This is a genomic window from Bordetella genomosp. 13, from assembly GCF_002119665.1.
In the GTDB taxonomy this organism is placed as follows: Bacteria; Pseudomonadota; Gammaproteobacteria; order Burkholderiales; family Burkholderiaceae_B; genus Bordetella.
The window spans coordinates 840,542-854,106 of the sequence record NZ_CP021111.1 but is presented as its reverse complement, the minus strand read 5'-3'; the positions used below and the strand labels follow the sequence as shown (position 1 = coordinate 854,106).

General features: G+C 69.7%; 9 protein-coding genes. 2 read left to right on the top strand and 7 right to left on the bottom strand.

Annotated features, from left to right (window positions below; genetic code table 11):
* Positions 1–15 precede the first annotated feature (15 nt).
* The 5 genes from tagF to tssJ form a co-directional block, all read right to left on the bottom strand.
* Positions 16–801 carry a type VI secretion system-associated protein TagF gene (tagF, locus tag CAL15_RS04005; RefSeq protein ID WP_086080912.1) on the bottom strand — a complete coding sequence of 262 codons (786 nt, stop codon included), beginning with the start codon at positions 799–801 and terminating at the stop codon, positions 16–18.
* Entirely contained in the window at positions 798–4,406 is a 3,609-nt protein-coding gene (gene tssM / locus CAL15_RS04000; protein ID WP_086077397.1) for a type VI secretion system membrane subunit TssM, read from the bottom strand. The genes tagF and tssM overlap by 4 nt, the downstream gene beginning before the upstream one ends.
* Entirely contained in the window at positions 4,403–5,686 is a 1,284-nt protein-coding gene (locus tag CAL15_RS03995; protein WP_086077396.1) for a DotU family type VI secretion system protein, read from the bottom strand. Before CAL15_RS03995 ends, tssM begins: the two co-directional genes overlap by 4 nt.
* Before the next feature lie 21 nt (positions 5,687–5,707).
* Positions 5,708–7,042, bottom strand: a complete 1,335-nt coding sequence (gene tssK, locus CAL15_RS03990; RefSeq protein ID WP_086077395.1) for a type VI secretion system baseplate subunit TssK — start codon at positions 7,040–7,042, stop codon at positions 5,708–5,710.
* A 90-nt stretch (positions 7,043–7,132) separates the two neighbouring features.
* The gene (gene tssJ / locus CAL15_RS03985) at positions 7,133–7,672 is read right to left on the bottom strand and encodes a type VI secretion system lipoprotein TssJ (protein WP_086080911.1); all 540 of its coding nucleotides are present in this window, start codon (positions 7,670–7,672) and stop codon (positions 7,133–7,135) included.
* 264 nt (positions 7,673–7,936) lie between these two features.
* Between tssJ and CAL15_RS03980 the strand changes: the two genes are divergently transcribed.
* Positions 7,937–8,335, top strand: coding sequence for a TssQ family T6SS-associated lipoprotein (locus tag CAL15_RS03980; protein WP_086077394.1), 399 nt, complete (start codon positions 7,937–7,939; stop codon positions 8,333–8,335).
* An 8-nt stretch (positions 8,336–8,343) separates the two neighbouring features.
* Positions 8,344–9,504, top strand: coding sequence for an FHA domain-containing protein (locus CAL15_RS03975; RefSeq protein WP_086077393.1), 1,161 nt, complete (start codon positions 8,344–8,346; stop codon positions 9,502–9,504).
* A gap of 92 nt (positions 9,505–9,596) precedes the next feature.
* Here CAL15_RS03975 and tssH read toward each other — a convergent pair whose 3' ends face one another.
* Positions 9,597–12,308 (bottom strand): type VI secretion system ATPase TssH, encoded by a 2,712-nt coding sequence (gene tssH / locus CAL15_RS03970; protein ID WP_086077392.1) that lies wholly within the window; start codon positions 12,306–12,308, stop codon positions 9,597–9,599.
* An 89-nt stretch (positions 12,309–12,397) separates the two neighbouring features.
* Complete coding sequence (tssG, locus tag CAL15_RS03965) at positions 12,398–13,546, bottom strand: type VI secretion system baseplate subunit TssG (RefSeq protein WP_232468110.1); 1,149 nt, start codon at positions 13,544–13,546, stop codon at positions 12,398–12,400.
* Positions 13,547–13,565 lie beyond the last annotated feature (19 nt).

Here is a 13,565-nt window from a genome sequence, read left to right as displayed (position 1 = left end):
CCGGACAGCGTGACCTCACAGGCGCCACGACGACGGCGACGAGAACAGTCGCAGGAACAGCGTGGCGTTCAGCGCGCCGCCGTGCACGTAGGTCTGCAGGGCGGCGCCGTCGGATTGATTGGTCCACCAGTAGCTCGTGTGCGAACTGGGGTTGAAGCAGAACGGCAAGTCGGGCCAGGCCGCCAGCCCGAGCGAATTGATCGGCTCGGGGGTCGCGGCGGGTGTGACGGGCGCGGGCGCGATGCCCGCGTTGAGGATCTCCAGGATGTCGCTACCCGCGGTCGAGGCCGCGGCGGGAGCGGCGGGCACGGGCGCGGGCGCCTGGGGCGCCATCGCCTGCGGCAGCCTGACGTCCAGCAGCGTACGGTCCAGCTGGTCCGCGGCGCAGCCGTGGCGCACCGCGCTCAGCAGGCCCGCGCCGATCTGGCGGTAGTAGTCGCCGGCCTCTTCCAGCAGTTCTCGCCGGAACGAATCGGCGGGAACGGCCAGCATGGCGCACAGGGGATAAGCGCGGCCCACGCGGTCGCGGCTGGGGGCGATACTGCCCAACTGCACCACGCCGGCGCCCGGCCCCGCGGGGATGGCGAAATTCCAGATCGGCGCCGCGGCATAGGCGCGTTCGGCCCCGTCGTCGATGGATTGGCGCAATGCCGCCAAGCCATACTGCAGCCATTTGTCCCACCACGCGATCAGGTTGCGCGGCAGGCGCCGATGCACGAAGTCGCCCGCCGCGGGCATCTTGCCGTACCAGCCTACGCTGTCTCCGCTGTCTGCGTTGCGCATCGTCCGCCCCCCGTTCACGAGCGGCCGGGGCACGAGAACCCCTGCATCTCGGGAAGGTGGAACGGGCTCTTCACGCTGCCTGCTCGGATCTCCAGGACGATCTTGCGTCCGCCGATATTGAAAGTGGCCATGGTGATCTCCGGTGACGAGCCGCGCCGGAGGCTTGCCTTGTCCAGCATCCGGTTCAGGGCCCAGGGGCCGGTGCTGACCAGCCCGGCGGTGCCTACCTGCGGCGCCAGCTCGATGCGAACCTGATTCGAGCCGCGCGGGCCGGGCCACTGCACCGTGGTGGCCACTTGCGGCCCGTGCGCGTAGCGCACGGTCTGCCCGTCGACGTCCATCAGGAACTGCGTGATGGCGGGGTCCATCTCGACCGGTCGGATCGACACGCGAAAGGACGGCATCTGATTGCCCGCCATGAAGTACGCGTCGCGGATGGCCGCGCCGCGCTGGAACGCATCCAGGAACGCCGAGTTCTTGCCGGGCGAGCCGTCGATGCCCGGCTTGAAGCGCCAGCGCGAACCCGAGACGTCGATCTCGCTCACCAGGTTCTTCTGGAAGAATTCGTCCATCATGCCGTTGGGCGCGAACAGGCGGGCCATGTCATTGGGCGCGACGTCGCGCTCGGACCCCGACGCGAACGGATAACGGCCCGCGATGGCCTGGCGGCAGAACAGCCCGATGGTGGCATACAGGTTCTCGCCCAGCCGCTCGCGCGTGACGCCCGAGACCTCGTTGGCCGCGCCCGTCGACAGGTCGTCCAGCACGGTGCGCAACGGGCCGGGCATGCGGCCGGCCTCGGCGCGCATCTTGGTGACCACGTCGGAAGCCGGGGCCGGGCTGGCGCTGCGCAGCGCGGCGTCGGCGGCGGTGAGGTAGGTGTACAGCTCGTTGATCAGGCTGGTCGTGGCCGCGATGGGCGCCTGCGTGCCCTGCCCCTCGCTGTGGGCCAGGCGGCGCCACGATTCGAAGTGCTGGTCGACGATGCGCTCGAGCTTGCCGTCGCCCGCGTCGTCGCGCACCGCCGAACTCGGCCCCGTGGGACCGAACATCTGCTCCAGCGCCTCGCGGGTGCTGCTGACGCGTTCGCGCGCCTGGTCCGCCAGCGTGCGCTCCTTGTTGGTGTCGCGCAGCAGCGTGGTCTCGCGCGCCACGCTGTGCACCAGCTGCACCATCGGCGAATCCGGCGCGGACAGCGTGCGCGCCATCTGGATGCTCTGCAGCAGCGTGGTGCGCGGCGCCAGGGTCAGGTCATTCAGGTAGCCGTCCCATTGCGCCACGTAGTCGTTCAGGTACAGGCGCTTGATGTCGGTGATCAGCTGCTGCTGCGCGGCCTGGTCCATCACGCCCGGCGGCGCCACGTCCAGTACCCAGGCATCGTCCTTGCGCAGCAGTTCGGCCACGCGGGTCACGCGGGGATTGAACACGTCCCAGTAGCCGCGGTAGGTGAACAGCGAAGGAATGCCCTGGTTCAACGGCTTGCCGCTCTTGCGCGTGAACACCGAATTGGCCTGCGGTCCGCCCAGCGTGACGGCCGTGGTGTCGGGCGCGGACTCGCCGCCGGCCAGCATGCGGCGCAGCCGGCTGTAGGCGCGCTGCGCCAGCGTATAGCGGGCCAGCTGCTCGCGCGCCTGCTTCACCAGCTCCTCGTCGCGCGGAAACGGCGAGGCCAGCACGCGGCCCTGCACCAGATTGCGGATGTGCAGCGACAGCAGGTCGTACTGACGGCGCGTGTAGCCCTCGGGCAGCGTGCGCTGCATGTCGGACAGCAGCCAGGCATGCATGAACTCGGCGTCGTAGTGGTCGGCTTCGTACAGCATCAGATAGGCGCGCAGCGCTTCGTAGCTGTACTCCAGATCGTCCGGCTTGGCGGCCCGCAGCGCGGCCTCGATGCGGCGCGCCACCTGCGGCAGCAGCACGCTGTCCAGCGCATCGCGGTAAACGCCCTGCACCGCCGCGTTCATCTTGGCGCCCTGGTACAGGCCGAAGCGGTAGCTCCAGGGCGGCGAGTCCAGCTCGAAGGACTCGTGGCGCGGCAGATACCACAGGCTGTCCAGGAATGGCATCAGGCCCAGCACGTCGCCCGCCCGCGTGATCTTGATCTCGCGGCCCAGCTTCTCCACCACGGGCACGCGGCGGTCCACCTCGTCCAGATAGCGCGAGTTGTTGCCGTAGCTGATCAGCCATCCCGCGCTCAGGCCCACGAAGGCCACCGCGATCGCGGCATAGCCCGCCCAGTGCAGGCGTCGGTAGCGCCGCTCCCAGCGCAGGTTGCGGCCGGCCAGGCCCGCTTCGCGGAAGATCACTTCCTGCAGCAGGCTCTTCAGGAAGAAGCTGCGTCCCTCTTCCGGATTCGGCTGCGAGGCCGCCAGGCCGCCCTCGATGCGCAGATAGCGCTTGAGATGACCCGTGACCTGGTCGAAGGTCTCGCCGCCCTGCGTGCCGCTGGTGAAGTACACGCCGCGCGGCACGAGCCGCGCCTCGAAGCGCGAAGTGGCGAACACGTCGCTGAGGAAATGGCCCAGCACCGACTGCAGCCCGGCGAACTGCTGGGGCAGCAGATAGGCCAGCGCGCGGCGTGCCTCTTCCGGTTCGGCGGCCAGCACCTCGGGCAGCGCGTCGTCCAGGCGGCGCTGCAGCAGGCGGTACTCGGCATGGAAGGCCTCGTACAGGTCGAAGTCCGGTTCCTGGCTGCGCGCGTAGGGCAGCGTGAAGCCCCACACCTGCTCCAGGTCTTCGCGGCTGAACGACGCGAAGTACTGTTCGAAGCCCGACAGCAGGTCGACCTTGGTGACCAGCACGTACACCGGGAAGCGGATACCCAGCTGTTCCCGCAGTTCCTGCAGCCGCCGGCGCAGCACGGCGGCGTGCTGCGCGCGCTCGGCCTCGGAGGCGGCCAGCAGGTCTTCGACGCTGATGGTCAGCATCGCGCCGTTGATGGGCTGGCGGCCGCGGAAGCGCGTCAACAGGCCCAGGAAGCCCTTCCACTCTTCCTCGTCGCCGGTGGGGTCGCTTTCGTGCGTGGTGTAGCGGCCGGCGGTATCCAGCAGCACCGCGTCGTCGGTGAACCACCAGTCGCAGTTGCGCGTGCCGCCCACGCCGCGCAGCGCGGTCTTGCCGAAGCGGTCGGCCAGCGGGAAGTTCAGTCCCGAGTTGACCAGCGCCGTGGTCTTGCCCGAACCGGGCGCGCCGATGATGACGTACCAGGGCAACTGGTACAGATACTGCCGCGAATAGCGCTCGAAGGGCCAGCGGCGCTTCTGCCCGTCGAAGCGGGTCTTGCGCAGCAGTTCCACCGCTTCGTCAAAGCGTGTTTCCAGTTCGCGGATGTCGGATTGCGGGGCCTGCGCTTCCGCCTCGGCCTTTTCTTTCGGACGGCGCAGCTGGCCCAGCAGCTGCGCGTTCAGGCGGCCCTCACGCCACTTGCGCCACAACAGGCGCAGCAGCCAGATGCCGGACAGGATGGCGATGACGATGATGCGGGCCGTCTCGCTTTCGAGCGGGCGGCTCGCGCCGATGGCCAACAGCGGACCGGCGACCCACACCAGCACCGCCAGCGCCACCACGCCCAGGAAATTCCACAAGCCGCGGCTGAACAGAAAGCCGAAGATGCTGTACATCATTGCCGGACTCCCTCCGCCGTTTCTCCGTGCGGCACCGGAGGCACCATCAGCGTGATCTCCACTCGCCGGTTGGCCGAGCGGCCGGCCGGCGTGTCATTGGGCGCGATCGGATCGGCGTCGCCGCGCCCTTCGGCGCGCACCCGGCCCTGCTGGCCCAGGCGCTCTTCCAGAATCTCCTTGACCACGTCGGCGCGCGCCTGCGACAGATGCCAGTTCGACGGATAGCGCGCCGTGCGGATCGGCACGTTGTCGCTGTAGCCGCGGATGAGGATGTTGCCCTGCGTCTGCCGCAGCGCATCGGCCACGCGCGCCAGCACCGGCACGTAGCGGTCACGCACCACCGCCGCGCCCGACTCGAACAGGCCATCGCCGCGCAGCACCACTACGCTGCGATCCACTTCGTCGCGCACGGCGACCAGCTGGTCGCGGATCTCGGGCTCGAGGAACACGGCCAGGCGCGGCGACGGCGCAGGGCGACGCGGCGGCGCCTGCGCGATCTGCAGCGACGGCGGCTTCAACTGCGTGACCGAGGCGAACACTTCATCGGACCGCCCGCCCAGCGCCCAGTTCAGGCCCCAGAACACGATCAGCGCCAGCAGCGCGGCCAGCGCGCCGAACACCCACAGGGGCACCGGCAGGCGGCGCAGCGCCTCCTGCGCCGGCGCGTCGCGCCAGTGCGGCGACAGCGCGCGCGCATACTCGCCGCGCGCGCTGCGCAGAATGCGCAGCAGGCGCTGGCGCAGCGTCTCGAGCTGCGTGCGGCCGTTGTCGACCACGCGGTAGCGGCCCTCGAAACCCAGCAGCAGGCAGTAGTACAGCAGCTCCAGCAGGTCCAGGTGATGGCCGGGGTTCTGCGACAGCTTGGCCAGCAGCTGGAAGAACTTCTCGCCGCCCCAGGTCTCGTTGTGGAAAGTGACCAGCAGGCTGTGCGCCGACCACACGCCGCCCCCGCCCCAGGGCGTCAGCGCGGCGGCCTCGTCCAGCGCCGTGCACAGGCAATAGCGTGCGCCCAGGATGGTTTCGTTGGGAATGCCTGCCTGCTGCGCGCGCAGCTCGAACTGGCGCACTTCGTCGACCAGGTGTTCGCGCAGCATCGCGGGCGACGGGTGCGAGGTGGTGGCGCGGATCTGCGGGATCAGATCCAGCAGGGGGTTCGCCGCAGCCACCAGTGGGTTCGAGCCGCTGATGACGTACTCGTGCGGCCGCAGCCGGCTGGCGGCGCCGCCAGGCGCGGCGCCTTCGTCCAGCAGGCCGGGGAAGGGAGGATCGGAAGCATGCATGCGTGGAATCTCCTGCCGGGCTTAGTCGCGGACCGCCCAGAACTCCATTGCCAGGCCGGGGAATTCGCCCGCCAGGTGCAGCGCCAGCGCGCCGGTGCGCTCGAGCTGCCGCCAGAAGTCGCCGCTCTTGTCGAGTTCGAAGTACACGTAGCCGGCGCTGTACGGAATCTGGCGCGGCGCCACCGGCAGCGCGCGCACGGTCACGCCGGGCAGCTGCAGATGCACCAGGTCGCGGATGCGGTCCACCGGGCCGATCTTGACCTGCGCCGGGAAGCGCGAGCGCACCGTCTCGGCGGGAATGTCCGCATGCACGGCAAGCACGAAGCCGGCGGTACGCAGCAGCTCCGCATCGGCGATCTGCGCGGTGCGCACGCCCTGCCCGCGATCGTGCAGCGGAATCTGCAGCGCGTGCTGTTCCAGCACGGCCGACAGCGAACGGCGCAGTTCCACCATCAGCGGTTCGAAGCTGGCCTGCAGATCGTCATGCTCATAGGTCGGCAGGACTTCGGGACGGCGCTGCACGCTGGTGTAGGTGGCCAGGTCGCTGGCCAGCATCAGCCAGTCGTGGAAGAGGCGCTCGGGATGCATGGCCGGCACCTGGCGCGCGTGCCACAGCGCGCCCACGTAGCGGTTGACGGTCTCGAGCAGCATGAAGTCGGCCACCTCGGACACGCCGCCGCGGCCCGGCTGGGTCAGGCGCTGCGCCAGTGTCTCGCTGCGCGCTTCCAGCAGGCCATAGAGTTCATTGGAAAAGCCGCGCAGCACGGGATGCGCGCCCGCCTCGAGCCACGGCGCGATGTAGCGCTCGTCCAGCAGCACTCGGTTGTCCGCCCGGCGCTCCGTCACGCGCGCCACGCCCAGGCCGATCCACTCGTCGCCCAGGTCGGTCTCGAGCATCAGGCGCAGCCGCAGCCGGCCCAGCTGCACCAGCGCGGGCTCCATACCCACCGCGCCGGAATCCTCCACCTCGCCCTCGTGCACCTGGTAGCGGGCCAGCGTGTCCTGCGCATCTTCATAGACGACCTCGCAGGCGCCCGGACGGCGGCGCGGCAGCGCCAGCATCACCCGCACGTCGCGCGCATCGGGATCGATGTCCAGCGCGGCGGGCGCCTCCTGCGTGCGGTCGAATTCGAACGGCGTGCCGTCGGGCAGCACGCCGCCGCCCTGCAGCAGCGCGACCTTGCCCAGCGCCAGCGCGTCGCGGTCGATCTCCAGCGTGGAGAAGCCCCAGAAAAAGCCTTGCAGGGCCTGCGTGCGCCGGCGCAGCAGCGCCTCGACGTGTCGCTCGAACTGCTGGAAATGCTGCGGCCGCAGGAACATGCCCTCCGACCAGACGACCTTGTTGTCCAGTGCCATATTCGCGTTATGTGATTGTTGAAATGCCCGGCTGGCCCGGCCCGGGTCGGCGTGTTTCGGCAAGCCGCGGCGCGGCGCCGCTGTCCTGCATCAGAACGGCCACCAGGACCTCTCCCGGTCGACGAACTGCAGACCCTTGCTGTGGACGGCGATGCCGACCGTCTCTTCATTGGGCGAGAACTGCCAGAACTTGTAGATGTTGGTGTTCTGCGGCTCGGGCAGCGGCACGGTCAGCCGCCACTGGCTGTTCTCGAGGTCGCGATAGGCGGCCACGATGCCGACGACGCGGGCCTCGGTGCTGCCGGCGTGCGTGACCTTCCTGGTCTCGCCGGGCTGCAGGATGACCTGGTCGCTGTCCAGCAGCGTCTTGCCCAGCGCGGCCTGCGCGTCGCCCTGCAGTGTGAAGAAGTCGCGCGCCTCGAACTCGCTGGCCGAGCGCAGCTCGAATATGGTCACCTGGATAGGCGAAGGCCGACCGTTCGCATCCAGGTTCACGCGCGGATCGGCGCGCAATTCGATGGCATAGGGGACGGCCCGTTTGCTGGCCGTGGATGAGCATCCCGCGGCCACGGTCAGAAGGAGGGCAACGGGTACCGCCTTCAGTAGCCGCCCAATGAATGATCCCCGCATCGCCATAGCGCTGTCCGCATCCCGTGGTTTACGAAAGCCGGTATCTTCATGGCATGCGCACGGCATTTTTATGACGAAATGTAGATAGTTACTCCTGTTACGGACGTGCCAATAGCCAATGCGATTGGACATATTTGGTTTACGACCCGAATCAATTCCGTCGCGACTCGCCGCTATCATCGCTGCACGTCCGCGCATTTGTGTAACCGACCATACCGGTACCGGGACGCCGCGCGGGTCCACTTACGTACGCTAACGACACCTATGACAATGCGAGTCCGATTCGCCCTGATGTCCGCCGTGGTAATGCTGGCGGGATGCGCCACCAACACGACGCCCCCCTCCCCTCCGCGGGTCGCCACGCAAGAGGCGCGGGACCAGCTGCAGCAGGTGCGTGACGCGTACAACGCCGGCCGGTACGGCGATGTGATCCGCCAGGTGGCGACCTCCGACGCACTGCATCAGTCGACCGACGAGATCCGCATCGAATCGCTGAAGCTGCAGGCCTTCAGCTACTGCCTCAGCAACTACCGCCAGCTGTGCGAGGACGGCTTTCACCGCATCCTGCAGCTGCAGCCCGGCTTCACGCTCTCGCCCAGCGAGGCGGGTCATCCGCAATGGGGTCCGGTCTTCCGTCAGGCGAAGGCATCGCACAACGGCTGAGCCGTGCCATGACGCTTACTCTGATCCAACGCAATACGCAGGGCTCGGCCGCGCCGCGCCGCGCCGAGTTTCGCGCTCCGGGCGGCACGCTGGGCCGCGGCGCCGAAAACCATCTGGTGCTGCCCGAGGAACCGGGCCGCCTTTGCCGCGTGCAGGCCGCCCTGCGCATCGATCCGTACGCGTGCCGCCTGCGCAACCTCAGCTCGATGAGCGTCGTCAGCATCAACGACGTGCCGCTGGCCGCGGGACAGGAGCTGGCCGTCGCGCCGGGCGACACGGTGCGCATCGGCTCTTATGTATTGGGCGTGGAAGTCGGACGTGAAGCGGCCGCCGCGCAGGCCGCGCCGACGTCGGCGACCGTGGCGCCCGCCGCGGCTGCGCCGATGGCCATGGCGGCCGCAGCGCCTGCCGTCGCCCCGGCTTCCGCGGCACAGCAGCCACCGCCTGCGGCGGCAGCGCCGCAACCGCAGCCTGCATACCAGCAGCCGCGTCAGGCCACGCCGTCCGCCCAGGACGATACGCTGGACGCCCGGCCTTTCGACAGTCTGGCCCCGCTGGCCGCCTCTCCTTTCGCCGAAACCGATCCGCTCTTGGCCACGCCGTCATCGGCGCCCGCCGAAGGCGAACCTCCACCCCCGCCTCCCGAAGACGTGTTCAGCGGCCTGTTCGGTCCCGGCACGCTGCCGGTGGGCACGGTCTCAGACGTCTCGGCCCATCCGTTCGAGATGGATTCCGCCCAGTCCCGCAACGCGGCCGATCCGCTGTCGCACCTTCCGCGCGGCGACGCGTCGGTCTCGCGCCCCCAGCGCGACCCGTTGTCGATGTTCGATGCCCCGCATGGCGGCCAGGACGTCTTCGCGGACAGCACGCCCACCACGCTGCCGCCGCGCGACCCGCTGGCGCCGATGCGCGCCGATCCGGTGCGCGACACGCTGCAGCGTCCGCGCGACGCCGAAGGCTCGATGCCCGCGCGCGACAACGCGCACGTCTCAGGGTCTTTCCTGCGCCCCGCGACGGCGCGAGGCGCGTCCGCAGGCAACGATCGCGAAAGCATTGATCGCAATCGCGGCGAGCGTGCGCAAGACGACCGTGGTCACGGCGACCGTGTTCACGGCGACCGTCTTCACGGCGACCGTCTTCACGACCGCCGCAATAACACCGACCGTTGAGGCGTCACGCGGCAAGGCCTCTGCCCTCGCCGCCCCTCAGATCCCCCTTCACACACTCGTCAGGGCCGGCCGCCAGCCGGCCCCTGCTCTTTTCACGCGTAGTCGTAGGCGAATTCGCCATCGCGGGCCGACACGCGGATGCGGGTCCACGACTGGCCGCCCAGCGAAGCGCCCAGCAGCTCTCGGCTGATGTGCGGCAACACGCGGTGGGTAAGGATGGCGTCCACCATGCGAGCGCCCGACTCGACCTCGGTGCAGCGCTCGACGACCAGCGCCTCGGCGGCGGGATCCACCTCGAGCGTGATGCCGTGGTTTTCCTGCAGGCGGCGCGCCACGCGGTCGAACTGCAGCGCGACGATGCGCTTGAGCACCTCGTCGGCCAGCGGCAGATAGGGCACGGCCACCAGCCGGCCGAGCAGCGCGGCGGGAAACACTTCCAGCAATGGCGCGCGCAGCGCCGTGGCCAGGCCTTCGGGCTCGGGCATCAGCGTGGGATCCGCGCACAGCCGCGCGATCAATTCGGAACCGACATTCGCGGTAAGAATGATGACCGTGTTGCGGAAATCGATGTAGCGGCCCTCGCCGTCCTCCATCCAGCCCTTGTCGAAGACCTGGAAGAAGATCTCGTGCACGTCGGCGTGCGCCTTCTCGACTTCGTCCAGCAGCACCACGCTGTGCGGACGGCGCCGCACCGCCTCGGTCAACACCCCGCCCTCGCCATAGCCCACGTAGCCCGGCGGCGCGCCCTTCAGCGTCGACACGGTGTGCGACTCCTGGAACTCGCTCATGTTGATCGTGATCAGGTTCTGTTCGCCGCCGTACAGGGCCTCGGCCAACGACAGCGCCGTTTCGGTCTTGCCCACGCCGCTGGGGCCGCACAGCAGGAACACGCCCACCGGCTTCTCGGGATCGGTAAGACGCGCGCGCGAGGTCTGGATGCGCTGCGCGATGGTCTCCAGCGCGTGGCGCTGCCCGATCACGCGGCGCTCGAGCGTATCGGCCAGGGTCAGCACGGCCTGCGCTTCGTCGCGCACCATGCGGCCTACCGGAATGCCGGTCCAATCCGCCACCACGGCGGCCACGGCGGCCGCGTCCACGGCGGGATGGATGAGCGGCGACTCGCCCTGGCTGCCGACCAGTTCCGCATTGGCCTGGCGCAGCTCGTCGCGCAGGCCTTGCGCGGCGGTGTCGTCCAGGCCGGCGGCCGTGGCGGAGGCAAGGACCGTCTCTGCGCCTCCGTTCGCATCGCCTTCCCGCACCGACGGCTCACGAGACGCGGCCACCTCGGGATCCAGCCGCTGGCGCAGCTCGAAAACATGCCGGGCCAGTCCGGCCTCGCGATCCCAGCGTGCCGCCAGCTCGGCTTCCTCGGCGCGCGCGGCCTGCAGCGCGGCTTCCAATCCCGGCACGCGGTCGGCCTCGCCGATGCCCAGGCGCGCCTCGCGCTCGGCAATGGCCAGCTCCACGTCCAGGGCCTCGATGCGGCGCCGCGCGTCTTCCAGCGCGGCCGGCACGGCCTGCTGGCTGACGGCCACGCGGGCGCACGCGGTATCCAGCAGCGCCACGGCCTTGTCAGGCAGCTGACGAGCGGGAATGTAGCGATGCGACAGGCGCACGGCAGCCTCGATGGCCTCGTCCAGCAGCAGCACGCCATGGTGCGCCTGCAGCGCCTTGGCCAGGCCGCGCAACATCAGCACGGCGCGGCCCTCGTCCGGCTCGTGTACCTGGATGACCTGGAAGCGGCGGGTCAGCGCCGGATCCTTCTCGATGTATTTCTTGTACTCGGACCACGTGGTGGCCCCGATGGTGCGCAGCTGGCCGCGCGCCAGAGCGGGCTTCAGCAGATTGGCCGCGTCGCCGGTGCCGGCCGCGCCGCCCGCGCCGATCAGCGTGTGGATCTCGTCGATGAACAGCACGATGGGCCGCTCGCTCGCCTGCACCTCGTCGATCACCTGTCGCAGGCGCTGCTCGAACTCACCCTTCACACCGGCGCCGGCCTGCAGCAGCCCAATGTCCAGCAGATACAGCGACACGTCGCGCAGCGGCGCCGGCACGTCGCCAGCGGCCAGCCGCAGCGCCAGCCCCTCGACCACGGCGGTCTTGCCCACACCGGCCTCGCCGGCCAGCAGCGGGTTGTTCTGGCGGCGACGCATCAGCACGTCGATCATCTGGCGGATCTCTTCGTCGCGTCCCGACACCGGATCCAGCTTGCCGGCGCGCGCCTGCGCCGTCAGGTCCACGGCGAAGCGGGCCAGGCCCGAGCCGCCTTCGGTCGGCCCGCCCGCCGCCGCAGGCGCATCGTCGCCCGCAGGCATCGCGCCCGCGTCCTCGGGCGAACCCTGCACCAGCTCGGCGTAGCGCTCCATCAGCACGTCGGGCACGATGCGATTGAACTGCGCCGACATGCCGGTCAGCACGTTGCGCAGGCTGTAGGTGCGGGCCAGCGCCAGCAGCAGGTGGCCGCTGCGGATGCGGGCCGCGCCATAGCGCAGCGAGGCCAGCACCCACGCGCGCTCCACGGCGGAATCGACATGCTCGGAAAGGTCGGACACCGAGCTCGCGCCGCGCGGCAACTGGTCCAGCGCGGTGGCGAGATCCTGCTGCAGGCGGCCGAAGTCCAGCTCGAAGGCGCGCGCGATGCGATGCAGGTCGCTGTCCTGCAGCTGCGCCAGCGTGTGGATCCAGTGCACCAGCTCCACATAGGGATTGCCGCGCAACTTGCAGAACGCCGTGGCGTTTTCCAGCGCCTTGTACAGCAGCGGATCGAGTTTGCCGAACAGTTCGGCACGGCCGATATCGGACATGATGCTCCGTCAGTGGAAGTGAAAGTGTTGGGTTTCCCGCTTCATCGCTTCATGCGGCATGGCGCGCCGCCACGCATCGTGCCTTCCCATCACGCGGCCTGCTCCTCGACCTCGGGTTGCACGGCATTTGCGCGCGCCAGGCGCTCGCGGCTTTCGTAGTCCAGCAGCAGTTCTCCCGCGTCGCCCTGTGCTTCCTGGCGCTGCCCCAGCCACGAGGCCAAGCCCAGCGGCGCGGCCTCGCCCAGCCGCACGCCGCGCACTTCGCTCCGGCGCAACACCGGGCGTACGTCCCAGGCGAACTCCACGCCGATGTAGTCGCGCACCCAGTGCATGACCTGGCTGGCGCGCCTGCCGCCAGGCAGGAAGGACGCATAGTCGTCGCGGTCCAGCGGCCCGATCTCCAGGCGAAACTTGTGCTGGGCGTCGCGCACCGCCACGCCCAGCACGGTGTCGCGGCCCAGTCCGGCCTGTCCACCGAGACTCAAGCGCTGCTTGGGCTCCAGGCGGATCCACTGCGGCACGAACTCGCACACGCGCACGGGCAGCCCGAAGAACGTCTCGAGGATATGGCGCAGCCCTTCGGGATTGCGCGTCTGCCGCAGCAGGTGGCCGGCCATGTAGTACTTGGCGTGGTCCATCACGCTGTCGCGCCGCGCCAGCGACGGCACGCCCATGTGCATCAGGCTGGCGACGTAGCGGGTGAAACGTTCCTCGCCGCGGTCCAGGCTGACCGTGCTCTGCGCGTCGGCCCAGGCGCGATAGAACAGCAGGATGAGGCGGTGATGGAACAGGTCGGCGAACGCGTTCAGCGTGCGGTCGCCGTGGTGGTAGATGCGCTCGCGCGCATGTTCCGTCAGGTGCAGCGGCAGCGGGCCGTTGGGGCCGAACAGGCCGAAGCTATAGATGGACAACTCCGGCGGCCCGCCGTCCGTCGCCAGGCGCGCCGAGGCCAGCGTGGCCGGCGCGAAGGCCAGCGAGGGTTCCTGGCGCAGCCGCACCGGCTCGTTGCGCGGCGAGGCATCGCGCCCCAGGGGCGCGCGGGCGCCGGCGCGCGCATCGATCCAGCGCAGCACATGGAACAGGTCGTGCGCATACGGCGCCCGCTCGAGTTCCTGCCAGAAGCCGTCGGGCAGGCCGCTGCCGCGCACGCCCGCGCCCGGTGTCGCCTCGGGCGGCGCGGACTCGTCCGGCTGCGGGACGGCCTGCGGCATCGGATCCACCGTGGTCGACGCCGACATGCTTACCCCAGGCGCATCG